This is a genomic window from Kribbella sp. NPDC048837, assembly GCF_055586945.1.
Genome location: NZ_JBVJHF010000003.1, coordinates 463,342 through 490,146 on the forward strand (window position 1 = coordinate 463,342; position 26,805 = coordinate 490,146).

24 protein-coding genes are annotated in these 26,805 nt (G+C 69.1%); 9 read left to right on the forward strand and 15 right to left on the reverse strand.

The features are described 5' to 3' along the window. Window positions 1–9: 9 nt before the first annotated feature. The 4 genes from ACZ6O0_RS17820 to ACZ6O0_RS17835 are packed head-to-tail and all read right to left on the reverse strand — an operon-like array spanning window position 10 to window position 3,892. Window positions 10–984, reverse strand: coding sequence for an ABC transporter ATP-binding protein (locus ACZ6O0_RS17820; RefSeq protein WP_465765999.1), 975 nt, complete (start codon window positions 982–984; stop codon window positions 10–12). Beyond that, window positions 977–1,972, reverse strand: a complete 996-nt coding sequence (locus ACZ6O0_RS17825) for an ABC transporter ATP-binding protein (protein ID WP_465766000.1) — start codon at window positions 1,970–1,972, stop codon at window positions 977–979. The genes ACZ6O0_RS17820 and ACZ6O0_RS17825 overlap by 8 nt, the downstream gene beginning before the upstream one ends. Then, window positions 1,965–2,963, reverse strand: a complete 999-nt coding sequence (locus ACZ6O0_RS17830) for an ABC transporter permease (protein WP_465766001.1) — start codon at window positions 2,961–2,963, stop codon at window positions 1,965–1,967. The genes ACZ6O0_RS17825 and ACZ6O0_RS17830 overlap by 8 nt, the downstream gene beginning before the upstream one ends. Beyond that, on the reverse strand, window positions 2,963–3,892 hold the full coding sequence (locus ACZ6O0_RS17835) for an ABC transporter permease (protein WP_465766002.1): 930 nt from the start codon (window positions 3,890–3,892) through the stop codon (window positions 2,963–2,965). The genes ACZ6O0_RS17830 and ACZ6O0_RS17835 overlap by 1 nt, the downstream gene beginning before the upstream one ends. A 183-nt stretch (window positions 3,893–4,075) precedes the next feature. Between ACZ6O0_RS17835 and ACZ6O0_RS17840 the strand changes: the two genes are divergently transcribed. Both ACZ6O0_RS17840 and ACZ6O0_RS17845 read left to right on the forward strand, forming a co-directional pair. Then, entirely contained in the window at window positions 4,076–4,939 is an 864-nt protein-coding gene (locus tag ACZ6O0_RS17840; protein WP_465766003.1) for an alpha/beta hydrolase, read from the forward strand. Next, window positions 4,939–5,640, forward strand: a complete 702-nt coding sequence (locus ACZ6O0_RS17845; protein ID WP_465766004.1) for a nucleotidyltransferase domain-containing protein — start codon at window positions 4,939–4,941, stop codon at window positions 5,638–5,640. The genes ACZ6O0_RS17840 and ACZ6O0_RS17845 overlap by 1 nt, the downstream gene beginning before the upstream one ends. Here the strand turns inward: ACZ6O0_RS17845 and ACZ6O0_RS17850 are convergent. The 3 genes from ACZ6O0_RS17850 to ACZ6O0_RS17860 are packed head-to-tail and all read right to left on the reverse strand — an operon-like array spanning window position 5,637 to window position 7,502. After that, entirely contained in the window at window positions 5,637–6,290 is a 654-nt protein-coding gene (locus ACZ6O0_RS17850) for a hypothetical protein (protein WP_465766005.1), read from the reverse strand. The genes ACZ6O0_RS17845 and ACZ6O0_RS17850 overlap by 4 nt on opposite strands. Before the next feature lie 49 nt (window positions 6,291–6,339). Next, window positions 6,340–6,996 carry a hypothetical protein gene (locus ACZ6O0_RS17855; protein WP_465766006.1) on the reverse strand — a complete coding sequence of 219 codons (657 nt, stop codon included), beginning with the start codon at window positions 6,994–6,996 and terminating at the stop codon, window positions 6,340–6,342. Next, the gene (locus tag ACZ6O0_RS17860) at window positions 6,993–7,502 is read right to left on the reverse strand and encodes an RNA polymerase sigma factor (protein ID WP_465766007.1); all 510 of its coding nucleotides are present in this window, start codon (window positions 7,500–7,502) and stop codon (window positions 6,993–6,995) included. The genes ACZ6O0_RS17855 and ACZ6O0_RS17860 overlap by 4 nt, the downstream gene beginning before the upstream one ends. 148 nt (window positions 7,503–7,650) lie before the next feature. Between ACZ6O0_RS17860 and ACZ6O0_RS17865 the strand changes: the two genes are divergently transcribed. Both ACZ6O0_RS17865 and ACZ6O0_RS17870 read left to right on the forward strand, forming a co-directional pair. Then, a complete protein-coding gene (locus ACZ6O0_RS17865; RefSeq protein ID WP_465766008.1) occupies window positions 7,651–9,162 on the forward strand; it encodes a TldD/PmbA family protein in 1,512 nt (503 codons plus the stop codon). Beyond that, a complete protein-coding gene (locus tag ACZ6O0_RS17870) occupies window positions 9,159–10,568 on the forward strand; it encodes a metallopeptidase TldD-related protein (protein WP_465766009.1) in 1,410 nt (469 codons plus the stop codon). Before ACZ6O0_RS17865 ends, ACZ6O0_RS17870 begins: the two co-directional genes overlap by 4 nt. A 57-nt stretch (window positions 10,569–10,625) precedes the next feature. On the opposite strand, the gene ACZ6O0_RS17875 is transcribed toward ACZ6O0_RS17870, so the two are convergent. Together ACZ6O0_RS17875 and ACZ6O0_RS17880 are read right to left on the reverse strand one after the other, a co-directional pair. After that, window positions 10,626–11,045: a DUF805 domain-containing protein gene (locus ACZ6O0_RS17875; RefSeq protein ID WP_465766010.1), complete on the reverse strand. Its 420-nt coding sequence runs from the start codon at window positions 11,043–11,045 to the stop codon at window positions 10,626–10,628. Between the two features lie 162 nt (window positions 11,046–11,207). After that, complete coding sequence (locus ACZ6O0_RS17880; RefSeq protein WP_465766011.1) at window positions 11,208–11,870, reverse strand: class I SAM-dependent methyltransferase; 663 nt, start codon at window positions 11,868–11,870, stop codon at window positions 11,208–11,210. Window positions 11,871–12,256: 386 nt separating this feature from the next. Between ACZ6O0_RS17880 and ACZ6O0_RS17885 the strand changes: the two genes are divergently transcribed. The 3 genes from ACZ6O0_RS17885 to ACZ6O0_RS17895 all read left to right on the forward strand — a co-directional run bounded on the left by ACZ6O0_RS17885 (window position 12,257) and on the right by ACZ6O0_RS17895 (window position 17,192). Next, window positions 12,257–14,071 carry an SCO7613 C-terminal domain-containing membrane protein gene (locus tag ACZ6O0_RS17885; protein ID WP_465766426.1) on the forward strand — a complete coding sequence of 605 codons (1,815 nt, stop codon included), beginning with the start codon at window positions 12,257–12,259 and terminating at the stop codon, window positions 14,069–14,071. Between the two features lie 75 nt (window positions 14,072–14,146). Next, window positions 14,147–15,685: a PfkB family carbohydrate kinase gene (locus ACZ6O0_RS17890; RefSeq protein ID WP_465766012.1), complete on the forward strand. Its 1,539-nt coding sequence runs from the start codon at window positions 14,147–14,149 to the stop codon at window positions 15,683–15,685. A 4-nt stretch (window positions 15,686–15,689) separates the two neighbouring features. Next, a complete protein-coding gene (locus tag ACZ6O0_RS17895; protein WP_465766013.1) occupies window positions 15,690–17,192 on the forward strand; it encodes a PfkB family carbohydrate kinase in 1,503 nt (500 codons plus the stop codon). A 9-nt stretch (window positions 17,193–17,201) separates the two neighbouring features. Here ACZ6O0_RS17895 and ACZ6O0_RS17900 read toward each other — a convergent pair whose 3' ends face one another. Then, a complete protein-coding gene (locus ACZ6O0_RS17900; protein ID WP_465766014.1) occupies window positions 17,202–18,101 on the reverse strand; it encodes a Mom family adenine methylcarbamoylation protein in 900 nt (299 codons plus the stop codon). A gap of 412 nt (window positions 18,102–18,513) precedes the next feature. On the opposite strand from ACZ6O0_RS17900, the gene ACZ6O0_RS17905 reads away from it, so the two are divergent. Continuing rightward, on the forward strand, window positions 18,514–18,669 hold the full coding sequence (locus ACZ6O0_RS17905; RefSeq protein WP_165553780.1) for a hypothetical protein: 156 nt from the start codon (window positions 18,514–18,516) through the stop codon (window positions 18,667–18,669). A gap of 76 nt (window positions 18,670–18,745) precedes the next feature. Continuing rightward, a complete protein-coding gene (locus ACZ6O0_RS17910; protein ID WP_465766015.1) occupies window positions 18,746–20,137 on the forward strand; it encodes an amidase in 1,392 nt (463 codons plus the stop codon). On the opposite strand, the gene ACZ6O0_RS17915 is transcribed toward ACZ6O0_RS17910, so the two are convergent. The 5 genes from ACZ6O0_RS17915 to ACZ6O0_RS17935 all read right to left on the reverse strand — a co-directional run bounded on the left by ACZ6O0_RS17915 (window position 20,134) and on the right by ACZ6O0_RS17935 (window position 26,782). Continuing rightward, window positions 20,134–21,852, reverse strand: coding sequence for an IucA/IucC family protein (locus tag ACZ6O0_RS17915; RefSeq protein WP_465766016.1), 1,719 nt, complete (start codon window positions 21,850–21,852; stop codon window positions 20,134–20,136). The two genes, ACZ6O0_RS17910 and ACZ6O0_RS17915, sit on opposite strands and share 4 nt — an antisense overlap. Then, entirely contained in the window at window positions 21,849–23,129 is a 1,281-nt protein-coding gene (locus ACZ6O0_RS17920; RefSeq protein WP_465766017.1) for a lysine N(6)-hydroxylase/L-ornithine N(5)-oxygenase family protein, read from the reverse strand. The genes ACZ6O0_RS17915 and ACZ6O0_RS17920 overlap by 4 nt, the downstream gene beginning before the upstream one ends. Before the next feature lies 1 nt (window position 23,130). Beyond that, the gene (locus tag ACZ6O0_RS17925; protein WP_465766018.1) at window positions 23,131–23,655 is read right to left on the reverse strand and encodes a GNAT family N-acetyltransferase; all 525 of its coding nucleotides are present in this window, start codon (window positions 23,653–23,655) and stop codon (window positions 23,131–23,133) included. Window positions 23,656–23,672: 17 nt separating this feature from the next. Beyond that, on the reverse strand, window positions 23,673–25,226 hold the full coding sequence (locus ACZ6O0_RS17930) for an IucA/IucC family protein (RefSeq protein ID WP_465766019.1): 1,554 nt from the start codon (window positions 25,224–25,226) through the stop codon (window positions 23,673–23,675). A 62-nt stretch (window positions 25,227–25,288) separates the two neighbouring features. Then, complete coding sequence (locus tag ACZ6O0_RS17935) at window positions 25,289–26,782, reverse strand: pyridoxal phosphate-dependent decarboxylase family protein (protein WP_465766020.1); 1,494 nt, start codon at window positions 26,780–26,782, stop codon at window positions 25,289–25,291. Window positions 26,783–26,805: the final 23 nt, after the last annotated feature.

Consider the following 26,805-nt stretch of genomic DNA (forward strand, 5'->3'; position numbering starts at 1 on the left):
TGTGTCCTCTCAGGAGGTGGGGGGCTCAGGGAAGTAGCAGGCGGCCCGGTGCTCGGCGCTGCCGTGGACCGGCTCGAGGACCGGTCGCTCGGTGGCACACACGTCCTCGGCCTTGTAACACCGGGTCCGGAACGGGCAGCCCGACGGCGGCGCGATCGGCGTGGGCACATCGCCGGTCAGCACGATCCGCTCGCGGACCACGCCCGGCTCAGGCACCGGGACCGCGGACAGCAGCGCCTTCGTGTACGGATGGGCCGGCGCCGAGTACACCTGGTCGGCCGGTCCCTCCTCGACGATCGTGCCGAGGTACATCACGGCCAGCCGGTTGGCCACCTGCCGTACGACGGCCAGGTCGTGAGCGACGAGCACATACGACAGGCCGAGCTCGTCGCGGAGGTCGGCGAGCAGGTTCAGCACCTGGGCCTGGACGGACACGTCCAGCGCGGACACCGGCTCGTCGCAGACCAGCAGCTCCGGCTTCACCGACAGCGCTCGGGCGATCCCGATCCGCTGCCGCTGACCACCGGAGAACTCGTGGGGGTAGCGCTCCAGGTGCTGCTCGGCCAGCCCCACCTGCTCGAGCAGCTCGACGAGCTGCGCCCGGGTCGGCTTGATCCCCTGCGCGCGGAACGGCGTACTCAGGATGGTGCCGACGGACTGCCGCGGGTTCAGCGACGCCTGCGGGTCCTGGAAGACCATCTGGATCTTCCGCCGGACCGGCCGGAGCCTGCGGCCGCGGACCGTCGTGACGTCGGCACCACCGATCTCGACCCGGCCCTGGGTCGGGTCCAGCAGCCGGGTCGCCACCCGGGCCAGCGTGGACTTGCCGGAGCCGGACTCGCCCACCAGGCCGACCGTCTCGCCCTTGCGGACGACGAAGCTCACGCCGTCGACCGCGCGGACCGCCTGGGTCTCGCGCCACGGCACACCGCGCAGACCGAAGTACTTCTTCACGTTCTTGAGGTGGAGCAGTTCGTCAGACATCGGCCGGCCTCCGGCCCAGGTGGCAGGCGGCTTCGTGATCACCCTCGCCGGGGCGCGGGGTGAGCTCGGGACGCTCGGTGATGCAGCGTTCACCGACCAGGTGTGTGTAGGCGCAGCGCGGCTGGAACGGGCAGCCGGTGGTGATCGACCCGGGTGACGGCGGGCTGCCGGGGATCGTGGTCAGCCGCGGCTTCGGCGGTACGTCGACCCGCGGCATGGCACCGAGCAGCCCCAGGCTGTACGGATGGGCCGCCCGGGAGAACAGGTCCCGGACCGTGCCCCGCTCGGCCGCGCGCCCGGCGTACATCACCAGGACGTCGTCGGCGACCTCCGCGACCACTCCGAGGTCGTGCGAGATCAGGACGAGCGCCGTACCGAACTCCGCCTGGACGTCGGCCAGCAAACGCATGATCTGTGCCTGCACGGTCACGTCGAGTGCGGTCGTCGGCTCGTCCGCGATCAGCACTCTGGGGTCGTTCACCAGAGCCATAGCAATCACGACCCGCTGCCGCATTCCCCCGGAGAACTCGTGCGGGTAACTGTCGACCCGGCGGGCCGCGTCCGGGATGCCGACCTTGTCCAGCATCTCGACCGCGCGCAGACGCGCCACCTTCTTCGAGACGTCGTGGTGCAGCCGGTACGCCTCGGCGACCTGCCAGCCGACGCTGTAGTACGGATTCAGGGCGGACAGCGCGTCCTGGAAGACCAGGGCGATGTCGTTGCCGCGGACCTTGCGGAGCTCGTCGTTCGGCAGGCCGATGAGCTCGCGGCCGTCGAGCAGCACCTCTCCGGTGATCTCGGCGTTCGACGGCAGGATGCCCATCACGGCCGCCGAGCTGACGCTCTTGCCGGAGCCGGACTCACCGACGATCGCGAGCGTCTCGCCGGGCGCGACCGAGAAGTCGATCCCGTCGACGGCCGGGACGAGGCCGCCCTCGGTCGTGAAGGTGACGTGCAGGTCGTGCACTTCCAGCACCGGCTCAGCCATGGCTCACCCTCGGGTCGAGCACACCGTGCACTATGTCCACCACCAGGTTCGCCAGGATGATCAGGAAGGCCGAGAACAGCGTCACGCCGACGACCACGGCCACGTCCAGCTGGGCGACCGCGCTGATCAGCAAGTCGCCGAGGCCCTGCATGCTGAACACCTTCTCGGTCAGGATCGCGCCGCCGAGCAGAGCACCGAGGTCGAGGCCGAAGAGCGTGATGATCGGCACCATGACGCCGCGCAGTCCGTGCGTCATCACCACCCGCCGCTCACCGGCACCCTTCGCCCGGGCGGTGGTGATGTAGTCGAGGTTGAGCTCCTCGAGCATCTGCGCCCGGGTCAGCCGGATGTACGCCGCCGCCTGCAGGACCGCGAGCACGAGCCACGGCGTGATCAGGTGCCAGGCCCAGTCGACCGGGCTCTCGGTCAGCGGGACGTAGCCGTTGACCGGGACCATGTTCAGCCAGAACCCGAAGACCAGGATCGCCAGCAGGCCGAGCAGGAACGACGGCGTGGACACCCCGATCAGCGCGATCCCGACGGCGAACCGGTCGAGGAACCGGCCGCGGTTGAGCGCGGCGATCACGCCGAGCGACACCCCGAAGATCAGCCAGAGGATGGCGGCGCCGATCGCGATCGACGCGGTGACCGGCAGCCGGTCGAGGATCAGCGTGGTGACCGGCCGCGCCAGCGGGAACGAGTAGCCGAAGCACGGTGCGTTGCAATGCACGGCCGCCGCCCCGTCGCCGAACGTGCGGCCGGCGAAGACGCCCTTGAGGAAGTTCAGGTACTGCTGCAGCGTGCTCTGATCCAGCTGCATGAAGTGCCGGGCCTGCTCGAGGCGGTCCGGCGTACAGGGCTTGCCGCAGGCCAGGTGGGCCGGGTCGGCGGGGATCGCGTAGAAGATCAGGTAGACGGCGAGGCTGAGCGCGAGCATCACCAGCAGGGCCGCGAACAGGCGGCGGGTCACGAACCAGGCGAGGTCGGGCATCAGCTCGTCCTCCGCAGCCGGACGTCGAACGCGTCGCGGACCCCGTCGCCGAGCAGCGTGAAGCCGAGGACGGCGACGAAGAGCATGGTGCCGGGGAAGACCAGGAACCACGGATCCGCGCCGGTGTAGACCCAGGCGATCGAGTCGGAGATGGACCGGCCGAGGCTGGGTGTCGGCGGTGGTACGCCAACGCCGAGGAAGGACAGCGCGGCCTCGGCGCCGATGTAGCCCGGGATGGCCAGCGTCGCGATGACGAGGACCGGGCCGAGCAGGTTCGGCAGCAGTTCGCGGGTGATCACGTGCCAGCCGGACGAGCCGACGCTGCGGGCCGCCTCGACGAACTCGCGGGCGACCAGGGACTTCGCCTGGTTGCGGATCAGCCGGGCCAGGCCGGCCCAGCCGAACACGCTGAGGACCAGGATCAGCAGCAGCCAGCGCGGGAAGCGGGCCGGGATAATGATGCCCAGGGCAATCATGAAGACGAGCTGCGGGAAGCCGAAGAGGAAGTCGAGCAGCCGGGACGCGATCGCGTCGTACCAGCCGCCGAAGTAGGCCGCGCTGATGCCGACCAGCGTGCCGACGACGGTCGTGATCAGCGTGACCACGATCGCGATGAACAGCGACGTCCGCAGGCCGAGCACCGTGATCGAGAACAGATCGCGGCCGGTCAACGGCTCGACGCCGAACCAGTGGTCGGCGCTGACACCGCCGAGGGCGCCCTTCGGGGCGTTGCCACGGGCCGGATCGAGCAGGTCGATGTGGTACGTGTACGCGTCCTGTCCCGACAGTTTCACCAGCAACGGCGCGGCCACCGCGATGAGGATCAGCAGGGTGACCAGTACGGCGCCCACCCGCGCACTGCGATCCCGCCGTAGCCGGCGCAACGCCTGCCGGGTCGGCGAAACGGTCCCGGCGACCGAGGAACTCACAAGCACTCCCGACAGGGTTCGAATGACGCAGCCGACAAACGTCAGCGTTCCGTGAGCGCTGCAGCGCTCACGGGACACTAAGGCCGCATCCTCCCACCACGCTGGAGTCATCTCGAATCCCGAGAATCCCGACTCGGGAACTCCACATTCGGATAGCTGTTCAGGCCCGGTTACGCTCCGCTCGTGGATGGCGAGGTGCGGGTCGGCGAGCGAGCGGTGCGGTACTCCGTCTACGGCAGCGTCGGCGGTCCGCCGGTGATGTCGTTCGGCGGGACGCCGAGCACCCGGTGGAAACGGCCGGACGCCGTCCGCGCGATCGAGGGATCGGGTCTGTGGATGGTGATGCCGGACCGGCCCGGGTACGGCGGCTCGACGCGGCAGCCGGGTCGGACGGTGGCTTCTGTGGTGGCGGACGCCGTGGCGCTGGCGGATTCCCTCGGTTGGGACCGCTTCGCCGTCACCGGCGGATCCGGCGGCGGACCGCATGCTCTCGCGTGTGCCGCACTCATCCCCGACCGCGTGACCCGGTGCGCTGTGATTGGGAGCAACGCGCCGCCGATCGTGGACGGGCCTGAGCCGACCGAGGACGACGAGAAGGACGACCCGCGACGCAACCGCACGTCCTGGCTGGCGGCACGTGGCGAGCAGCACATCCGGCCGCTGCTCGAGGACACCGCCCGGCAGATCATGGCGCGCGTCGACGCCGGTGGGCCGGAGTTCCCGCCCGACCCGCACTCCCCCGCCCCGCCGGCTCCCCCGGCCCGGGACGATCCCGCGGCGATGGCGCGGCTCACCGCCACCTTCGTCACCAGCCACGACGGCTGGACCGACGACCATGTCGCGTTCGCCACCGACTGGGGCTTCCAGCTCGGCGACATCCGGGTCCCGGTCAGCATCTGGTACGGCTCGGCCGACGAGCGTGCGCACAAGTACGCCGACATCCTCGCGGCCGAGATCGCTCACGCCGAACGGATGCCGTACCGCGGCGGCCACATCCAGCCGGAAAATGCCTATCGCGACCTGTTGCACTGGCTGAAACTGACCTGATGGAGCCGAAAGACATCGCCCTGCGACTCGTGACCGAGCAGTTCCCCGCCGCACGCGCGGCGTGGCTCGGCGGAAGCGTGGCGCGCGGCAACGCCTCACCGACGTCCGACCTGGACATCACCGTGCTGCTGGACGGCCGGCCCGCCCCGATGCGGAAGTCGTTGGAGTACGGCGGGTGGCCGGTGGAGCTGTTCGTGCACACCGAGAAGTCGCTGGCTCACTTCAGCGCCAAGGACCAGGACCGTCGTCAGCCGACCATGATGCGGCTCGTCGGCGAGTCCCTCGTCCTCCTGGACACCGACGGCTCCGGAGCGCGATTGCAGGAGGCGTGCTCGGCCGAGGTGGCAGCCGGGCCCAAGCCCTTGACCACCACCGAGCGGGATCTCCTCCGCTACACGATCACCAACCTCCTGGACGACCTGTCCGACGCCTCAGGCAACGAACGTACGGCGATCGCCTCGGTCCTCTGGCAGGACGCCGCCCGTCTCCTCCTCACCGGCGCCGGCCAGTGGTCCGGCACCGGCAAGGGTCTTCTGCGAGAGGTCGTCGCCTACGACTCCACGCACGGGACGACTCACGCCCAGGCGCTGATGGACGGGGTCAGAGCGGACGGCGACAATCTGGCCGAGGCCGTGGACGACATCCTCGCCGCGTACGGCGGGAGACTCTTCGACGGCTTCGAACTGGCGGCCGACGTCTAGGGCTCGACGTCCACCAGGTCCCAGCGGCGTTTCGGGATCAGGCGGATGGCGAGTACAGCCGCTACCGCGCCGACGAGGAAGCCGGGGATGGTCCAGCGCCAGCCGGTGAAGAAGCCGGTCGAGTCGACCTGAGCCTGCGCCGGGGCCGGCGCCTGCGTGGGCTCGGTGGCCGGAGCGGGGACGAAGTCGAGGGTCGTGGGGCCACCGTCGAAGGTCTGGCCGTCCAGGAGCTTGAGGGAGCCGAGGAGCTTCGCCAAGCCGGCCGGATCGGCGGCTTTGTGCCACGTCGGCGTCTCGGGCATGCTGCCGGTCGTCAGCGACTCGGTGGTCGCGATCCAGGGCCCGCCGGGAGCGTCCGGGTAGATGATGTCGATCCGCCAGACCGACATGTCGTGGATCAGCCACGTGGCGCGGACGAAGTGACCCGAGGCGTGCTCTTCGACGTCGCCCGAGCTCCCGGCGCTGGTTGATCCGCCGTTCTCGGTCACCCGCTGGAGTTCGCCGTACGCAGGATCCTGGTAGCCGACGGCGAGGACGTGCGGTGGCGCGCTGAGCAGGACGCTGGTCGGACCGCCCGCGTGCGCGGGGGTGGTGCCGAGGGCGAGGACGGCGAACAGGGCGGCGAGCAGTGTGAGCGTACGGCGGACCATGGTGGCTCTCCCTGAAGACGAGGACTCACCCCGGATACACCGCGACCGGCTAGAAGGTTCCGCGCGCCAGCTCGACCGCACGGGCCTTGTCGGCCACTTCCAGCCGGAAGGTGACCCCTCCGCGCACCCAGACGAGCGTTGGCCCGGCAATGCGGACCACTCGCTGATCAGCCAGCACGAGCTCGTGCGGCGTCTTGAACCAGAACGCGTCGAGGTCCGGCACGAACTCCAGGCTCTGGTAGTACTTCTTGAAGTACAGCGGCGACACCTCCGACTGGAACTGCTCCAGCCGCACGCCGTCCCAGCTCATCGCCACGAACCCCTTGGACGCCTCCACACCGACCGGGGCGCCCAGGTCCCGCGGCAGAGCAGGCTTGAACCCGGCGGTCCGCTCCGCCTCCTCCAGCGACAGACGCCCGGTGACTCCGGGCACCGGAGGCGCGGTGCTCGGACCGGTGCCGACCGGCTGGGCCTGCACTCCCCCGATCCGCAGCCACTCCGCGACGGTCGCGCGGACCGGTGGTGTCAGAGCCACACCGGCGAGCAGAATCAGGAAGCCGGCCAGGAACGCACGCCATCTGTCCCGCAGCCGCCGCCGGACGGGCAGATCCGCGACCCGCGTGAGCACTGCGGCGGTCAGCTCCTCGTCGACCGGAGGTACGACGGCAGAACGTCCAAGGACTCGCAGTTCGTCGTCCAAGTTCATCGCTGCACCTCCTTGTCCGGTAGCGCGTCCCGTAGCCGGCCCAGTGCCCGATGCAGCCGGGACTTGACCGTCCCCCGAGGCCAGCCGAGCACCACGGCCGTCTCCTGCTCGTCCAGGTCCAACAGGTAGCGACAGGTCACAACGAGACGCATGGGGTCCGGCAGCGCCCGTACGGCGGCCAGCAGCTCGGTCCGCCGCTCCAGTGACACCGCCTGCTCCGCCGGATCCAGTACGACGTCCAGCGGGGCGGCCAGCTCCTCACGACGGGATCGCCGGCCGCGCGACCGCACGACGTTCCGGGTCTCGTTGGCGACGATCCGCAGGAACCACGGCCGGAACGCCGAACCGGCGCGGAAGCTCCCGAGCGCCCGGTAGGCCTTGACGAACGCCTCCTGCACCACGTCGTCCGCATCCGCGCCCGCGCCCAGGAACACCGCCGTACGCTTCGCGACCTGGGCGTGCAACAGCACCAGCTCGCCGTACGCGGCCGACTCCCCACCGCGCACCCGAGCCAGGATCTCCGCCTCATCGCCCTGGCTGATCCACGCCTCCTGTCAACTGCTTTCCCCCGCCCGCCGACCGGAGCGAGGCGGTTTCCTGTCATTGTGCTTACACCGCCGGGCTTTGCGGGGTTCCGTGTATAAGGTCGACACCGTGCCAGAAGTCGATGCGTCCTTCCTCGCCCTGCCCCGTCACGAGCTCGCCCAGGCCGCGCTGCAGCGCGCCCGCGACCTCGGTGCCACCTTCGCCGAGTTCCGGCTGGAGCGGATCCGGTCCGAGTCCATCGCCCTGCGTGACAGCGTGCTGGAGAGCGCCAAGGACGACGAGGACCTCGGTCTCGCGGTCCGCGTCATCCACGACGGGACCTGGGGTTTCGCCGCCGGCGTCGCGCTCACCGAGGACCAGGCGGTCCAGGTCGCCGAGCAGGCGGTGAACATGGCCCAGGTGTCCCGGCCGATCAACGCCGAGCCGATCGAGCTCGCCGACGAGCCGGTGTACGACGACGTCACCTGGGTGTCGTCGTATGAGATCGACCCGTTCAGCGTGCCGCGCGCCGAGAAGGTCGGGCTGCTCACCGACTACAGCGACCGGCTGCTCAAGGCCGAGGGTGTCGCGCACGTGAGCGTCCGGGTCGCCACCATCCACGAGTGCAAGTTCTACGCGAATTCCGACGGGACGTCGTACACCCAGCAGCGGGTCCGGATCGGTCCGGACATCACCGCCCACGCGGTCGCCGAGGACCGGTTCGACTCCATGTCCAGCGTCGCGCCGCCGGCCGGCCGCGGCTGGGAGTACATGACCGGCACCGGCTGGAACTGGGACGAGGAGCTCGCCCGGATCCCCGGCTGGCTGGCCGAGAAGATGGCCGCGCCGAGCGTCGAGCCGGGCGCGTACGACCTGGTGATCGACCCGTCCAACCTCTGGCTGACCATCCACGAGTCGATCGGCCACGCCACCGAGCTGGACCGCGCCCTCGGCTACGAGGCGAACTACGCCGGCACCAGCTTCGCCACCACGGACAAGCTCGGCACCCTGAAGTACGGCTCGCCGGTCATGCACGTCACCGGTGACCGCACCGCCGAGCACGGCCTGTCCACCATCGGGTACGACGACGAGGGTGTGGCCGGTCAGCAGTGGGACCTGGTCAAGGACGGCGTACTGGTCGGCTACCAGGTCGACCGCCGGATGGCCAAGGTGAACGAGGACCTGCTCGGTACGCCGCGCTCCAACGGCTGCGCGTACGCCGATTCGTCCGGTCACATCCCCATCCAGCGGATGGCCAACGTGTCCCTGCAGCCCGCGGCCGGCGGCCCGTCCACCGAGGAGCTGATCAGCCGGGTGAAGAACGGCATCTACATCGTCGGCGACAAGTCCTGGTCGATCGACATGCAGCGGTACAACTTCCAGTTCACCGGGCAGCGGTTCTACAAGATCACCGACGGCAAGCTCGACGGCCAGCTGCGCGACGTGGCATACCAGGCCACCACCACGGATTTCTGGGGCTCGATGGAAGCGGTCGGCGGCCCGCAGACCTACGTCCTCGGCGGCGCGCTGAACTGCGGCAAGGCCCAGCCCGCCCAGTCGGGTGCGGTCAGCCACGGCTGCCCGTCCGCCCTGTTCCGCAGCGTCCGCATTCTCAACACCACGCAGGAGGCAGGCCGGTGACGACCGCCATTCAGCTCACCCCGCAGGACACCATCGAGCGGGGACTCACCCTGGCCGCGGCCGGCGGCGCCGACGGCTGCGTCGTGATCGTCGCGGAGACCTCCAGCGCCAACCTGCGCTGGGCGAACAACACCCTCACCACCAACGGCGCGATGCGCGGCTCCAGCGTGACCGTGATCGCCACCGTCGGAGCCGGCGAGGGTACGGCGGCCGGAGTGGTCGGCCGCTCGTCGGTGACGGACGACTCGCTGCGTGACGTGGTGTCCGCCGCGATCGCGACCGCGCGGGCGTCCAGCCCGGCGGAGGACGCCCGTACGCTCGTCGACGGCACCGTCGGCGCGGACTGGGACGCCGAGCCGGACGAGACGTCGGTCAGCATCTACTCGTCGTTCGCCCCGGCGCTCGGCGAGACACTGCAGAAGGCGTCGAAGGAGAGCCGTTGGCTGTACGGCTTCGCCGACCACGAGGTCGTCACGCTGTACGTCGGTTCGTCCACCGGACTGCGATTGCGGCAGGCGCTCCCCCGCGGTCACGTCACCGCGACCGGCAAGTCCGGTGACCTGAGCCAGTCGGCCTGGGTCGGCGCGGCCACCCGCGACTTCACCGACATCGACGCGCTCGCGCTCGACGCCGAGCTCACCCGGCGTCTCGGCTGGGCCTCACGGTCCGTCTCGGTCGAGCCGGGCCGGCACGCGACGGTGCTCCCACCGGCGGCCGTGGCGGACCTGATGACGTACCTGTACTGGTACCTCGACGGGCGGGAGGCCTTCGAGGGGCGGACCGTCTTCTCGAAGGCCGGAGGCGGCACCCGGATCGGTGACGCGCTGTCGTCGCAGCCGGTGAACCTGCTGTCCGACCCGAAGTTGCCAGGGCTCGAAACGTTCCCGTTCGCAGTCGCTCGATCGTCCGGCGGATCGTCGAGCGTCTTCGACAACGGACTCACGCTGACGCCGACGGACTGGATCCGCGGCGGCAAGCTGGAGAACCTGATGACCAGCCGGCACACCGCCTCGCTGATCGGCGCACAGACCGCGACCCCGGCCGTCGACAACTACGTGCTGTCGGTCGACGGCGCCTCCGGATCGACCGACGACCTCGTGGCCGGGCTCGAGCACGGCCTGTTGCTCACCTGCCTGTGGTACATCCGGATGGTCGACCCGCAGACGCTGCTGCTCACCGGGCTGACCCGCGACGGCGTCTACCTGGTCGAGAACGGCGAGGTGACCGGTGCCGTGAACAACTTCCGCTTCAACGAGAGCCCGGTCGACCTGCTCGACCGCTTCACCGCCGCCGGCGCCACGGTCCCGTCGTTCTCGCGGGAGTGGGGCGACGACTTCTCCCGGACCGCGACTCCCCCGCTGCTGGTGCCGGACTTCAACATGTCCAGCGTCAGCCAGGCCAGCTGAACGCGGAACGCCCCGCGAACCCTCGGTGGGTTCGCGGGGCGTTCTGCGCGTCTGCGATCAGACGGTCGGGTAGCCCGGCTCGGCCGGACCGGCACCCGGCTGGCCGAACCGCTCGGCCGCCTTCGGGTCCGGGCCGTGCTGGTTGTCGCCGACGGTGCCCTCCTGGGCCGCCAGAACGATGAACCAGATCCAGCCGATGCAGGGAACCAGGTTGATCAGGATCCACCAGCCGCTGCGGTTCGTGTCGTGCATGCGGCGGATACCCACACCGATCGACGGCAGCAGGACAGCCAGGCTGTAGATCGTCGAGAGGACGCCGCTGCTCCCGTTGGCGTAGTCCGTGCCGATGATCCGGTCCACGATGCTCAGGATGATGGACACGATCACGTTGAAGAGTACGAACATCCAGTACTCTTTGCGCCGGGCTCGGCCACTGAACACGGCGTACTTCTTGAGAACGTCGATGTACCACTGCATTGCTGTTTCTCCGATGGTCGAAGGTGTGACGCGGACAGAGCCTGTCGGAACCGGTCGGGGTTCGTCAATGCAACTTTTCGCTTTGGTGACCACACCGCAATCTGCCGCGCCGGAACCAGAGCCAACTTCACCCTTTCGGAATCCCGGCAGCTAGAGCCGGCTTCAGCTTTCGGGCTTCGTGAGCGCGACCCGCCACAGCCGGCGCCGGCCCTCGTCGTACGGCGTCGCGCCGTCGAAGTCCCACTGATCGGCGAGCTCGGTCACCAGCTGCTCGTCGAAGAACCGCCCGACGAAGCCGTCGTGCACGGACAGCCCGTCCTCGAGTTGCTGCCAATGACCCGAACACGCGTCCTCCGCCGACCAGACGGCATACACGAAAAGCCCGCCGGGGCAGAGGACACGGTGGATCTCGGCGACCAGGGAGCGCAGCTCGGCGCGGGAGAACGCCATGTTCAGCAGGAGATTCGCGAACACGGCGTTGACGGTGGCGTCGGCCGGCGGCAACGGATCGCGGACGTCGTGCAGCGCTGCCGTGACGCGGTCGTCGAGACCCTCACGCTGTGCTTCCAGCCGCAGCTGATCCAGCGCCGACTCGCTGAAGTCGGTGGCGTGCACGCTGAATCCCTGTCTGGCCAGGAAGAGCGCGTCCCGCCCGTGCCCGGCACCGAGCTCCAGCACGTCATCGATGCCCGCGGCACCGAATGCCCCGGCCGCCCATCGCGCCGCGGCCGACGGCTCCGATCCGTGCAGTTGCGGATGCTGTGCGTACGCCGTCTGCCAGCGTTCCTGCTGAGCTCGCGCGAGCTCGACATGTCCAGTGTTCATGGTGCTCCCCGTGGTCGTCAGCGGGTCTGGACGACAAGCTGACCGCAGCAGCCTACGTCAGAAATGAGTAGACGTACTCACGCGGTTACCCGTTCCTCGTCGCGATAGTGAGGTGAACCTAGGAGGACTCGATGCCTACCGCCGCGATCACCTGCCCTACGTGTCACAGCCCGTTGCACCTCACCATCGAGCCCGCCCCAGCTCCCATCGTGGCTCCCCCGCCTCCGGTGGCACCCGCGTACCCACCGCCGCCGCCCAGAGGGGTTCAGGCACCACCTGTTGCCGCGCGGACTACTGGTGTGCGTCCGCCGTACCCATCACTGGACAAACCTCAGCCCGTCCCGCAGCCGCCCAGACCGCCTAAACCCGCCCACAAGACGCACCACCTGAGTCCGCAGGCCACATTGCTGAGTCTGGGCGTCCTCCTTCTCCTCGCCGCCACCGTCACCTTCCTCGCGGTCAACTGGGACAGCCTCCCGGTCGCGCTCCAGGCCGGCATCATCGGCACCCTCGCTGCCCTCGCGTTCGCCGGCTCCGTCCCCGCCAGCCGGCGTTCCCTCGCCGGCACCGCCGAGGCGCTCGCGATCCTCGGCTGCGGCCTGCTCACCGTCGACCTGTACGGCGCCCGCGCCCTCAGCCTCGGCTCCCTGGAAGCCGTCGACTGGTTCACCTACAGCGCGATCGTCTTCGGATCCCTTGCCCTGATCAACCTGCTGATGACCCGGCTCGCACCGAAGGTCGTCACGTACGGTGTCACCACCGTCATCGCCGGTCAGCTCCCGCTGCCGCTGGTCCTGGTCGACCGGACCAGCTTGCCCGTGCTGCTCGCGGCCCTGCTGGCGCAGGTCGTGATCACGCTGATCCTGTCGGCCAAGGGCACCACGATCGTCCGCCGTACCGGAGCCATCACTTCGGCCGTGGTCTTCTGCGGCATCCTCGTCGCCGGCATGACGCGGACCCTCGCCGGTCTGCTGGCCACCTACTCGTCGCTGATCGCCCCGGTGCCCGACCTCTCGAAGACGGTCGCCACGGCCGCTGTCGTCTGCGTCGCCGCCGCGACCGGTCTCGTCATCCTGCGCAGGCGCCCGCTTCCCGCCTCGGTCCAGTGGGGGCTCGGTGAAGCCGTCTGCGCGGCAGCGGCCGGCTTCGCCGTCGCCACTTGCCTTCCGCAACTCCCCGGTCCCGGCCGCTGGCTGACCACGGGCGTCGCCACGGCGCTCGGGATCACCGAGGTGCTCGTGGCCCGCCGTACCGGCCGGCTCGCGCTGGTCCTGCACGTCTCCACCATCACCGTCGCCGCGGTCGACCTCATCTTCTGCCTGCTGACCGAGGACATCCGGCAACTCGGCTACTTCGCCGCGATCGTCGCCGCACTGGCCGTCTTCGCGGCGCTGCGCAAGGTCGTGGACGCCGTACCGGCCGCAGGAGTGGCATCGCTCGGCGCCCAGTTCGCCATCGTGCTGTTCGCGGTCGACGAGTACATCGGCCTGTGGGCCGGCGCGGTCAGCCTCGCCCTCGTCGGTGCGGCCGGCATCGCCCTCACCTGCCGGTACGTCGGTCAGCCGTTGGAGCGGATGCTGATTCCGACGGCGGCGTTCGCCGTACTGCTCGCCGTGGTCATGGCGGTGATGGTCGACGCCGACCCCGCGACCGGCGTCGTCCTCACGATCGCCGCCGCCCCGTTGGTTGCGTACGGCATGAACCCGGCCCGGCGGGCGGGCCTGCTGGTGGCCGGACTGCTGCTGATCATCGCCAACACCGCCTTCGTCCTGGCGTCCGGCACCACCACGGTCGAGTGGTTCACGGTTCCGCCCGCGCTCATCCTGCTCGGTATCGGCATCCTTGCGTGGCGCAACGAATCGAGCTGGGTCTACCTCGGCCCCGGCCTGCTGCTCGGCCTGGTCCCGTCGACATTGCTTGCTGACAGCAACGACAATTGGATCCGTGTCACCCTGGTCGTCGCCGCCGCGCTCGCCATCATCCTGGTCGGCACCCAGCGCGGGCTCCAGGCCCCCTTCGTGATCGGCGCCGCCGTGCTCGCCAAGGTCGCCGTCTGGCAGTTCGTCCAGGTCGCCCCGCTGATCCCCCGCTGGATCACGCTCGGCCTCGCCGGCGCCATCCTGCTCACTGTCGGCGCCACCTACGAACGCCGCCTCACCCAAGCCAAACAAGCCGCCCGCTGGCTGTCGGCGTTGCGGTGACGCGCTCTCCCGGTTTCCCCCGTGGCCCCCGGGTCCGCATACTTGGTTCGAGGAGAATCACGACCCGGGGGCCGGATGACGAATCGCAGCGACAAGCAGACGGCGGACGTGCTGCTGCTCGCCAGCGTGCTCGAGAAGCTCCGCACCCACGACGGCCTCACCATCGCCCGCCTCCACGCCAGCCGCTCCGGCATCGCCGCCCCCCTCGTCGAACTAGCCGCGACCCGCCGCTTCGCCACCGTCCACGAACTGGACCCCGCCTCCGCAGCCCTGGACCTGGTAGCCACCTGCGTCCGGGACGACCTCCACGGCACCCAACAGTTGGTAGCTGACGCCATCCTCGCCCTCGGTCTGCACGCCGAGACCTACGCCCGCGCCGGCATCGACGACCGCATCGCCCACTCCCTGTACAGCACGTCCCTGGGCCGTCGCCGCGAAACCCTGCTCAACCACTGGCACCGCCTCCACCAGGCCCTGGGCCAGCAACCCGGCGAAGCTCCCAGTGACCGCGCCCTCCGCGGCACCACCGAGCCCGTCGTCCTGCGAGAGCTGGCCAACCAGCTGATCCGCCGAGACATCTACTCCGTCGGCTCGAAGACCGTGGTCATGCTCGATGCCACCCCGGCCGCGGATACCACCCCGGCCGGCCGCGTCATCGTCGTCGGCGGCGCCGTCATGGACGCAACGTTCCGGACGAAGGCACTGCCCGCGCCGGAGACCTCCAGCGAGGCCTACGGCTTCGACCTCTCCCCCGGTGGCAAAGGTTTGAACCAGGCGGTCGCCGCCGCGCGCCTCGGCCTGCAGACCTCGTTGATCGCCGCGGTGACCGACGACCGCTTCGGCGAAGAGATCCTGCAGTACCTGGAGGACGAGGGCGTCGACACCTCGCTGGTCAAGCTGGTGCACGGACGCCGTACGCCGTTCACCGGGGTGTTCGAGCGGGAGCTCGGCGACAGCATCGCGGTCAACTGGCGGAACGAGAAAGAGGTCTTCCTGTCCACGGAGGACATGGACGACCGCCATGACCAGCTCGCCGGGTGTGACGCCTTGTTGATGACCTTCGAGGTCCCGCGGGAAACGATGCAGCAGACGCTCGCCCTCGTCCATCGCGACCCCGACAACCGCCCGCTGGTGATCGTCACGCCGGGTCAGCCGTACGTCGACGAACGCATCTCCAGAGACACCTTTCCCCGCATCGATTACATGGTCGCCCACCCGTGGGAGCTCGAGCCCTTCACCCCCGCGGGCCAGGGCCCCTTCGACCCGGACCCGGTCGCGCGAAACCTCCTCGCCTTCGGTGTCGAAGCGCTCTGCATGCTCGTGAACGGCGGCTGCACCATCTACTCAGGGCCTGCACACGACGTCCTCGGCGTCCCGTCGTTCCCTTCGATCTACAAGGAGTCTTCGGCCGCCCGCGACGCCTTCTGCGCGGCCCTGGCCGCACGGCTGATCGAAAGGAACCGGAAGTTCACCCCTGACGTGGCCCTGTGGGCCGCCGCCGCGATGTCGTGCGCGTCCGCCGACTTCCCGGTGTCCAACTCGATGCCCGACCGTCAGCGCATCGACGCCCTGCTGGCCCGTTCGCCGTACTCGGTGGACAGCGGGGTCGGATAGCGCGATGGTCGACCAGTTGCCGCCAGGCTCACCGGATCCTTCGTACCTCGTGTCGATCTTCGAACACTGCAGGAAAGGTGCCGGCCTCAGCGCCAACCGGTTGTCCGAGGACAAACGCGCCGCACCGCTGCTCGCTCTCCCGAGTGTCACCCGCCGGGCGGTGTCCGTGGACGCTCTCGAGGTCACCGCGCTCGAGGTCATCACCGAAGCTGTTCAGACGCTGCCCGATCTGACGGACCAGCTGGTCGTCGACGTCGCACTGGGGCTGGGCATCCACAGCGAGACGTATGCGAAGGCGCAGATTCCGGACCAGGTACTCCGCAATCTCCGCAGCAGCGCGTTGGGGACGCGTCGGAGAGCGCTCCGGGACCATTGGACCCGGTTGCACGCGAGTCTGGGCGTGACCGCCCCGCCGCGGCCCAGCGACCGCTATCTCCGTGGCACGCTCGAGCCTCAGGCCTTCAAGAAGCTTGCGAATCTCCTCGTGGATCCGCCGACGGCCAGAGCCTCGGCGGCTGCCGTCACCGCTCCCCCGCCGCGGAGTGTCACGGCGCCGGCCCGGCGGAAGGTCGTCGTGGTCGGTGGTGTGGCGATCGATCACATCTGGCGCGTCGAACAGATTCCCGAGGTCGAGACGTCGACGCTGGCGAGCAGCTATGTCCGAGCACCCGGCGGCAAGGGCCTCAGTCAGGCGGTGGCGGCAGCCCGGATGGGACTCGATGTCTGCCTCATCGCCGCCGTCGCCGGTGATCCCGACGCCCAAGAGATCGTCGACCACCTCGATACCGCGGGTGTCGACACGAGCCGGCTGCAACGGATCCCCGGGAAGCGAACGGGACAAACCGGCATTCACGAGCGGCCTCGCGGGGAGAGCAACGCCGCCGCCTGGCGCAGCACCGCCCAGCTCGACGTCGCGCACCTGGTGGAGCACGCCGCCGCGATCGCGGACTGCGATGTCCTGATGGTCACCTTCGAGATCCCCAAGCGCGTTCTGTACCACACGCTGGACATCGCACGATCCGCCCGTGAGCGATCGCCGACCATCATCGTGACGTCCGGGCAGCCCTATCCCGACGGTGTCGTGTCCATCGAGCACCTGAGTCAGATCGACTACCTCGTCGCACACCTCTGGGAACTGGCGAAGTTCCCCCGCTCCCCGGAGGCGCGGTACGACCCGCAACTGCTCAGCCAGGAGCTCCTCGACCAGGGCGTCAAGGCGCTCTGCGTCCTGGAGAACCACGACGGGGCGATCTATCAACGCGGATCCGTCCGGCCGATCTCGACTCCCCCGACCGCCAACCTGAAGGAGTCGTCGATCACGCGCGACGTCTTCTGCGCCGCGCTCGCACTCAAGGTCGCCGACCGGAAACCCGTGACCGACGCGGTGATCGACTGGATCAGCATGGCGATGACCAGCTTCGCCGAGGACTACCGTTCAGGCTCGACGCCGCCCACACCGACGTGGGAACGCGTCGAGCGGGAGATCACCTTGCGCAGCAGCCGCTGAGGTGGGTCTTCACCGGCGCAGTCGGCGCTGGTCCTCGAGCGGAACCGCCTCGGTCTCCCCGCGCAGGCGGCAGCAGTAGATCACCGAGTCCAGGAGCGTCGCCCGGCTCTTCTCGAAGCGGCCGTCCGGGTGTGCCAGCCGGAGCTCGGTGAGATTCGCGCCGCCGAAACGGGTGCGGAGCTGGCGGGGGCTGGCATAGAGGCCGTCGACGTACAGATACGGGCGCGCCTCGATCGACATCCACTGCTGCCAGTTGGCGGCCCGATAACTCGAGCCGACGAACCCGAGATTCGGATCGACCGCCGTGGTGAGCAGTTCCGCATCGGGAATCTCTTGGCGCATCACCTGCCGGACCTTCGCCAGCAGATACGAGATCGCATTCGGCGGCGCGACGTCGAAGGAATACACCCGGGAGACGTCCCAGGCCGCGCCGAACGGTACGCCGAATTGGGTCTGGAGTTGCCGCCCGACCTGTCGCCATTCCAGCGAAGAAACACTGCAAAGGGTCACCGGGCGCTGACTCACCGGATCGACCAGGGCAAAGTTGAGTGATCCGCGCCGGGCGCTGCGCAGGTAATGCAGACGGCTGAAGATCGGATCCGCCTCACTGTTCCGGAGCCGCACGAAACGTAAGTCGTACAGCCCGAATTCGTGCTGCGGAATGAGATGTTCGATACTCCGCTGGTCACGTTGCAGCCGGGCCGCGTTGCGCTTCACCTCGGCGAGGATCTGGGCCCGGCCGACGGTCCCGTTGTAGCGGGCCAGCCGCGGCAGGTGCAGCAGGACGCGGACGCTCAGCGCCCGCGGCGAGATCTCGTACCGGCGGGCAGCATCGGCCAGCAGTTCGGCGAACCCCGGAGCGTGCCCACGGCAATCATCGAGCGTGAGCCTGGCTGCGGGTGCTGGCACTGCTGGAACGGGAGGCGGTGGGACGACCGCGGGGACCGCCGGGCCGACGGCGCTGATCACCACACCGAAATGTTAGCGGACGGTTGCCGCGACGCCGCAACGTCCAATCAAACGAGTTTTGGCGGCGCGTTGGCCCGCCGACTGCCAATTGGCAGGCCGATGCTGCCAACTGGCGAAAGCGATACGCGAAAAGCCGCCAGCGTATCGCCGCCGCCTGCCAACGCCCGGCACGGCCGTGCCAAAATCATGTCCGGACATAGATAGCCGTGCCAATTTATCTGGATTGACAACCGATTGTCGCGGCGTTCACTGAGAGCGTAACCAGTAACGCCGAGCCGCCGCCCAACTCTAACCAGTGAGCGGCGAAAGACAAGAACTCAAGGGAAGTGAATCGAAGGAAAGAGGAAACGCCATGCCTCCCAACGAATTCGTCGCGACCGTCGTCGTGCTGGCCAGTGCGGTGCTCCTGATCTCCTTCTGGAAACAGATTCTGTTCATTCTGCTCTTCGGGGTGGTCATGGTCTTCTGCTTCGGCCTCTACAACGTCGCAACCGCCATGGGGCGCTAGGCCGCAGCGCTGCGCCGGCACCTCTCGACACCCGCCCGGGACTCCCCGGGCGGGTATTTTTCGTAGGCTCGCATTCGTGAGTGACTCCGCCGCGGATCTCAGCCTGACCGAGGTGCTGCCGTTATTGCGGCAGCGCAAACTCTCCGCGCGTGAACTCGTCGAGGATTGCCTGCGCCGCATCGACCTGTCCGAATCAACGATTCGCGCATTCGTCACGCGTACGCCCGATCTCGCGCTGGAGGCCGCCGACCGCGTCGACCAGGCCCGGGCCACGGGCGAGCCGGTCGGCCCGCTGGCCGGCGTACCCGTCGCGCTCAAGGACGTGTTCCTGACCAAGGGCGTGCTCACGACCGCGGGCAGTCAGGTGCTGGCCAACTACGTCCCGGCCGAGGACGCGGCCGTCTGGGAGCGCCTGTCGGCCGCGGGGGCCGGGCTGCTCGGCAAGACCACGACCCACGAGTTCGCCTACGGTACGGCGTCGACGCCGACGGCCAACCCTTGGGACCTACGCCGTACCCCCGGTGGATCGTCCGGCGGATCAGCGGCCGCACTGGCCGGCCGGATGGTGCCGATCGCCACCGGCACCGACACCGGCGGTTCGCTCCGCATCCCGGCCGCCGCGTGCGGGGTCTCGACCCTCCGCAGCGCCCGCGGTCGGATCTCCCGGTACGGCGTGATCCCGCTGAGTCCGTCGTTCGACGTGGCCGGGCCGATGGCGCGGCGGATGCTCGACATCTCGATCCTGATGCGGGTGCTGGCCGGACCGGACGCCCGCGACCCGGCGACGCGGGTCGAGCCGATTCCGCCGTACCCGCTGAAAGCCCCGACCGACCTGAGCGGTGTCCGGATCGGCCTGCCGACAGAGATGTCCTGGCAGCAGGTCGACGACCGCATCGCCACCGTCTGCCGCGACGCCCTCGACCTCCTCGTCGCCCGCGGCGCCCAGCTGATCGAGATCGACAACCCGCCCAACACCAAGGCCGTCCTGGAGAAGTCCACCGGCGTCTTCGACACCGTCAACGAGAGCGAAGCCCACCAGATCCACGACGCCCTCGTCCCGCACAGCCACCTCTACACACCTCAGGTCCGCGAACGCGTCCGCAAAGGCGAACGCATCAGCGCCGAACGGTACGCCGAAGCCCTCCGCCTGCGCGCCCAGTGGACCCACGACTGGCGCGAGATCATGACCACCCACCGCCTCGACGCCCTGGCCCACCCCACCATCGACGCCGCCCCGCCCCTCATCGACCACACCCGTCCACCCAAAGGCCCCCGCATCCGCCTCTCCGTCCCCTGGTCCATCGCCGACTTCCCCGCCCTCAACGTCCCCGCCGGCAAAGACCCCCGAGGCCTCCCCGTAGGCCTCTCCCTAGCCACCCTCCCCGAACACGAAGCCGACCTCCTCTCCCTAGGCATATCCATAGACGAAGACATCCACCTCTGGCGCCACGGACCACCGACCGTCTAGGCAGTGGGTGAGATCGGCTGCACATTCGACAGCGGGTTGGGGATGGTGCCGGTGGTGGGGATGGGTGGGCGGGTGTCTAGGTCTGCGTAGCCGAGGGTTAGGCGGTAGCCGTTGAGGGGGTAGCGGGCGAAGGTTGGACCTAGGAGGGCGGTGGCGGCGAGGCGGTCGGCGTACTCGGGGTGGGAGTCGGCGTAGAGGTCTATTTCGCCTCGGGTTAGGCCCCAGAAGGTTTCTTCGGGGATGAGGGTGAGGGCGGACAGGGGGTTGAGGACGCCTAGGAGGAGGGCGTCTACGAGGTATTGGCGGAGGATGGGCCAGGGCTTGCGGGGGAGGACTCGGGCGTGGGAGTCGGGTTCCAGGCCCCGGGCGGGGACGGGGGCGGTGGAGATGTTGATGTCGTCGACCAGGTCTTTGATGACGAGGCGGGACGGGAGGCCTTCGGGGGTGCAGATGATGGCGAGGTTCTCGCCATGGGGGTTCACGGTGATGCCGTAGTGGTGCATGAGGTGGAGGAGCGGGCGGAGGAGGGAGGCCAGGAGGTGGCTGATCCAGGTGCGGGCGTCGGTGCCGGAGCGGGTGATCATCTCGGAGGCGAGACCGGGGTGGAGAACGGCGGCCAGTGGCCAGACGGTTTCGCCGGGGCGGAGGCGCGGGTCGACGGGATCGCGCCAGATGCAGCCGAGGGTTTCCGTCCACTGGTAAGGGATTCCGGGAGCGGTGGAGAGTTGCGGGTGGCGAACGGTGACGGAGGCAACCTCACCCAGGAGCTCAGTACCTAGGCGGCCGAAGACCTCGTCGCGGTACCAGAGGCCGCGGAGCCACTGCGTGATCATCGGCGCCGCGAGAGTGCAGTGTTCGGGGATGCCGCGGTAGACCGACGTGTTGAGGATCTTCAACGGCAGCTTCACCTGGTAGCGCAGTGGCGAGGAGATGTTCACCATCGTCCGGATCGACTGCGTGGGCAGGTACTCGTCCGGCCCCTCCCCCAGTACGACGATCTCCCCGGTGGCGAGCTCGCGCGCCCACTGCGTTCGTACGACGTGGTCCAACTGCCACGGATGACACGGGAGCCACACATAGGAGTCCGGATCCACCAGTTGATCCCGGAACGTCTCCAACACCGACGGACCCAGCTCACGCCCGACCACCGAGTGCTCCGACAAGTCCGGCGTACCGCGGAACTCCGCCAGCCCACGCCGTACGGCGAGCCACACCAAACGCAGCGGAGTCCGTGCCTCCGGCGCGTACCGCAGACTGTCCTCCGCGGAGAACCCCAACCGGCCCTTGTTGGCCACGAGCAACGGATGCCCGGTCAGATGCCCTTCCAAGCGGCTGTGGTGCAACTCCAACAACTCAGAAGCCGGCACAGCACTGGAAGCCATGCGTACGTCGGCCGCCAGCGTGCTGGTCAGCTCCGCGACATACCCGGCCACCGTCGACCCGTCGAGGCCGAGTACGCCGGCTGCCTCGACGAAGAACTGGATCGGGTCCGTCGCCACCTCGCTCTCGTCGTTGCCCAGGATCCCGGCAGTAGTACGGCGGATCGACTCAGGAGCGACCCGCCAGCTGCCGAACCCACCACGCGTCGCCTCGAACGTGTACGACACACCACCCAGATCCAGCCGATTGTCCACCGGCTGCAGCAGGTTCTCCGTGCAGAACTGCGAGATCAGCTTCGCCAGCAGCTCTGACGAACACCTGGTCCACTCGTTCATCCGGGAATGGCGAACGTCGTGAAGGCCGTGGACTTGGGCAACCGGAACACCTCACGCCCGGCCACGCTGTTCAGGATGGTCGCATTGCGAATCGCCCCGATGCCCAGGTCCGGCGCAGCGACACCATGGCTGTGCAGATCGGCGTTTGCCACGAAGATGCGCCCGGCCAGCTCATCGTCAGCGAGAGCGCTGTGGTCCCGGTTGATCACCCAGCGCCCGGCGGCGTCACGCCGGATCCGATCCTCCAACGACGCCAGGAACGGCAGTGGCCGGTTGCGGTAGCCAGTAGCAGCGACCACTGCGTCAGTGACGTGCTGGAACGTCCGGCCGCTGTCAGCATGTTGCAGCGTCAGCTCAATGCCGTCTGCACGAGCCACCGCGGACACCACGGCCACACCAACCTGCAACTCCACCGGTGCAACGGGCGCAGCACTCAGATCGCGTTGGTAGAGAACGTCGTGGATGTCGTCGAGCGTGTCCGACGAGATGCCCTTGTAGTGCCGCCACTGGTCCTTGACCAGCTTGTCGCGGGCCGGCTCGTCCAGTGCGTGGAAGTAGTCGACGTACGACGGTGTCGTCATCTCCAGCACGAGCTTCGAGTAGTCCAGCGGCGTGTACGCCGAAGTCCGGGTCAGCCACGACACCGCGGGCCCACCGTCGACGTTGGCTCGCAGCAGGTCCAGAGCGCACTCAGCACCGGACTGACCGGACCCGACGACCGTGACCCGACCTGTCCGCAGCAGGTCCTCCCGCCGGAACAGGTAGTCCGCCGAGTGCAGGAACCGCTCCTCGGGCAGCCCTGCCAATGCGGCCGGTACAGCAGGCTCAGTGCCCACGCCGACCACCAGATGCCGCGCCTCGAACGTCTCGACAGCCTCGCCACGCTCTACGGTCAGCTCGAAGCACGACCCGTTCCAGACAGCCTCCCGAACGTGGTGACCGAAGTGCAGCGAGTCCAGCTGCGCCGCACACCACCGCAGGTACGTCTCGTACTCACGCCGCGTCGGATGGAACTTCTCCCTCACATAGAACTGGTACAAGCGGTCGTTGTCCCGCAGGTACGACAGGAACGACAACGGATGCGCCGGCTCCACCAGGCTGACCAGGTCCGCCAGGAACGACACCTGCAGCATCGCGTCGTCGAACATCAGCCCACGGTGCCAGGCGAACTCCGGCCGGCTGTCCAGCACAGCCAGTTGTACGTCGTCCACACCGGAGGCCAGCGCGGCCAGTCCGAGGTTGAACGGGCCACAGCCGATCGCGATCACGTCGTACATGTCATGCCTCCACGGTCCGAGTGCGAACCATCAGTAGTGCTGTCTTGTCGGGCAGCTGTAGCTCCCCTTGCTGCGCGAAGCCCGCCGCGCCGAACGCGCGGACGGACGGGGTGTTCTCGATGTCCGGCTCGGCCACGACCCGCTGACAGGCCGGATCGGCTCGCAGCAACGCCTCCGCGAGAGCCCGGAGCAGCCCGCGCCCGAGTCCGCGGCCGACCCGGGTGATGTCCCCGATGGCGACGTGCACTCCCCAGTCGTGCTCGTCAGAGGGGTAGTACTCCGCCAGCCGGTCGTGCCGCACGCGGTACAGCTCGACGTACCCGAAGTCCTCGGCGTCGACCGCGGCCACGCACGGGACGGAGTGCTCCCCCGCCGCCTGCCGACTGATCTCCTGGGCCCAGCGCTCCACCGACCAGTCCTGGTGCCACCACTGCCGGATGTGCGGCTGCGCCATCCACAACGCGATCCTGGCGGCATCCTCGGCACCGGCCGGGCGGAGGTCGAAGCCGTTGTCCAGGTGAAGCATCGGCCTGATGTCACACCTCATCGCAGCGGGTTCGGGATGTCGAGGTAGACCGACTGCGCGTCCAGCGGTGCGACGACCTCGTCGATGCCGCGCAGCCGGGTCATCATGTTGGCCTTGCACGGCAGCGTCTCCGCCTCGAGCCAGCGCCGCGCGAGCCGATCGCCGTCCGGCCCGGCCGCCTTCAGCAAGGGCAGCGCCAGGGTCAGCCGGTCACGTACCACTTGCAGTAGCTGGGACTCGTCCGCAACCCCGTCCACAGCCAGGCAGCCGACAACGGCCAGCGCTTGGTTGTGCAGCAGGTAGTAGGTCAGTCGATCGTCGACAATCGGATCATCGACAACAGCCAGCGTCGAGTCCTGCAGACCGGTCACGGCCAGCAGACCGCGCAGGTACGACGAAGCCAGGTAGTACCCCTGGTTGTCGCGATACGCGCCGCCCTTGATCCGCCCGAGCCCGTCCAGCCGGACGAGCGTGTTCTGCTGGTGGGCCTCGAGCCCGATGCCGGTCTCGGCGTACAGATGCAGCATCGGGATCAGCACGTTGTCGATGTACGCCGCCACCCAGCCGGCCGGGTCCTCCGCGGCGTACGCACTCAGACGGCTGACGCCCCCCGGACGCGGTGCGACCAGACCGGCCAAACAGGCATAACTGTTGACGTCTGCCGGCGCTTCTCGGACAGCAACGTCAAGACCCGTCAATGTTGGTCCACCCTCGTCAAGAGCAACCCAGGCCGGGTCGCGGACGATGGTGAATCGCGGGTGGGAGGTCGCCGTACCGGCGTTGTACGCGGCGTCGAGCAGCCGGTTGATCTCCAGCCCGCGGCGCAGCTCGGTCGGCGTCGACTCGCGCCGGGAGTTGGTGATGCGCAGGCCGAGCGACAGCTTGAGCATCACTGACATCTCCGGGTGGAAGACGGTCCGCAGACTCGACGTCGGGTACCACTGAGTGCCCTGCGGACCGAGAGCCTTCACCCGGCCCTCCTTGACGAGCGCGGCCACCCGCGGACGCTGCAGCACGGACGCCGCCTGCCACGGGTGCGCCGGGATCAGCACGCGGCCGGCAGACGGAGTGATGCCGGCCAACGCGCCCATCAGCTGCACAGCGTCCAGTCCCTGCAGCGAGGGCGCACCGGCCACCTGGTCCGACGACACCAGTTCGGCGTCGGCTTCGAACCAGTGCACTGCGAAGCGGCCACCGAGCTCCGGCGAGTAGGCCGCCAGCTCGTCACCGCTCAGTCCGTCCCGGCTCTTCGGCGCGGGATGATTCAGGTGCCCGAGCAGCAACGCCTGCTCGACCTCGAGAAAGCGCCCCGGCCCCCGCTCGCCATCGGCCTGGTCCCAGAACAGCGAGACGTTGCGCACCGACTCCGCGGTCCGCGCCGCCAGGTCGTCGACCTCCGCCGGATCCGCGTCCGCGGACAGGAGCCGCACCAGCTCCTCCGGCGCCGGCTCCACACCGTCCACTCGTACGTCGGTGAACTGATGCAGGCCGGTCCGTGACGCGTGCTCGACCCGCGCCGTCACCGTGAGGTCGCCGACCTGGAAGCTCAACGGACCCAGAGCAACAGGCACTGCAGTCTCACGGGTATAGCAGCGCAGGATCGCGTTGAGATGAGCCGTAATTGCGAGAGATGTCACGCCGCTCCTTCGCCACTCTCCGCCAGCACGTCCAGGCCGGTGGCGACGACCTGATCGAGCAGATCCTCGATGTCCGTCGCGGTGGCATTCGGGTTCAGCAGCGTCAGCTTCAACGCGACCGCCGCCGGGCGGCCGCCGCGGGCCGGGACCTTCGTCCGGCCGATCAGCACCCGTCCGGAGGTCAGCAACCGGCGCCGGACCTCACCCTGGAGCGCGTCCGAAGCAACCGGCTCCAGCCCCTGCCCGGCGACCCGGAACACCACCGTGGTCAGGGTCACCGGCGCCAGCAACTCGAGGTTGCTGTCGGCAACGACCCGGGCCGCGGCGGCATGCGCGAGCTCGTGGCAGGTGTCGAGCATCGTGCCCAGTCCGGCCCGCCCGTATGCCGTCAGTGTGGTGGCGACCTTGACCGCATCCGGACGGCGGGTGGTCTGCAGGCTCCGGCCGAGCAGACCGTCCAGCCCGGAGTCGATGTCGTCGGCCGGGTTCAGGTAGTCGACCGAGCGGTCGAAGGCGGAGAACCGGTTCCGGTCGGCCACCAGCAGCACGCTGGTCGCGGCCGGCTGCCAGCCGATCTTGTGCAGGTCCAGCGTGACCGAGTCCGCGTGCGGCAGGTCCGCCAGCAGCGGCGCGAGCCGGTCCGAGAACAGCGCCCCGAACCCGTACGCCGCGTCGACGTGTACCCAGGCGCCGTACCGCCGGGCCAGCTCGGCGATCGGCGCGATCGGATCCACCGACCCGAAGTCCGTCGTACCGGCCGTGGCGATCACCGCGACCGGCGTCCGGCCGGGTCTGGCCAGCTCGTCGGCGAGTACGTCGGTGCGCATCCGGAAGTTCTCGTCGGAGGCGATCGTGATCGCGGCCTCCTCACCGAGCCCGAGGGCGGCACAGGCTCGCTGGACCGAGAAGTGGGCGAGCTCGGAGCAGAACACCACCGGGTGATCCAGTCCCTGCAGGCCGTGCCGCCGTACGTCGATCCCCGCGGAAGCGGCCGCGGCGTCGCGGGCGATCAGTACGGCGAGCAGGTTCGAGATCGAGCCGCCGGGCGTGAGTACGCCGTCCGCCGCCGGACCGAACCCGGCCAGGCCGGCCAGCGCCTTCACCACCCACTGCTCGATCGCGAGCGTCGCGGGACCGGAGTCGTAGGTGTCCATCGACGCGTTGCTCGCCGACGCCAGCGCGTCCGCGTCCACAGCGACCTGCAGGACCGGCGGCTGCAGGTGCGCGGCCGCGTGCGGGTGGCTCAGGTCGATCCCGTTCTCCTCGAGCAGCCCGGCGATCAGGTCCAGCGCCGCGGACTCCCCGACCCCGGTCGACGGAACCCGCGGCTCGCCCAGGACTTCCGCCGTACGCCGCAGCACCTCCACCGGCGAACCGTGCGGCAACGGTCCACGCGCACGGTCCGGCACCGTCGAGGCGAGCGGCCACCGTGCGGCGAACGGGTCGCGAACGGGTGCGGGCAGCGCGGTCAGACGCGCGGGCTGCGACATCCAGACTCCCAGGAGATGTTGTC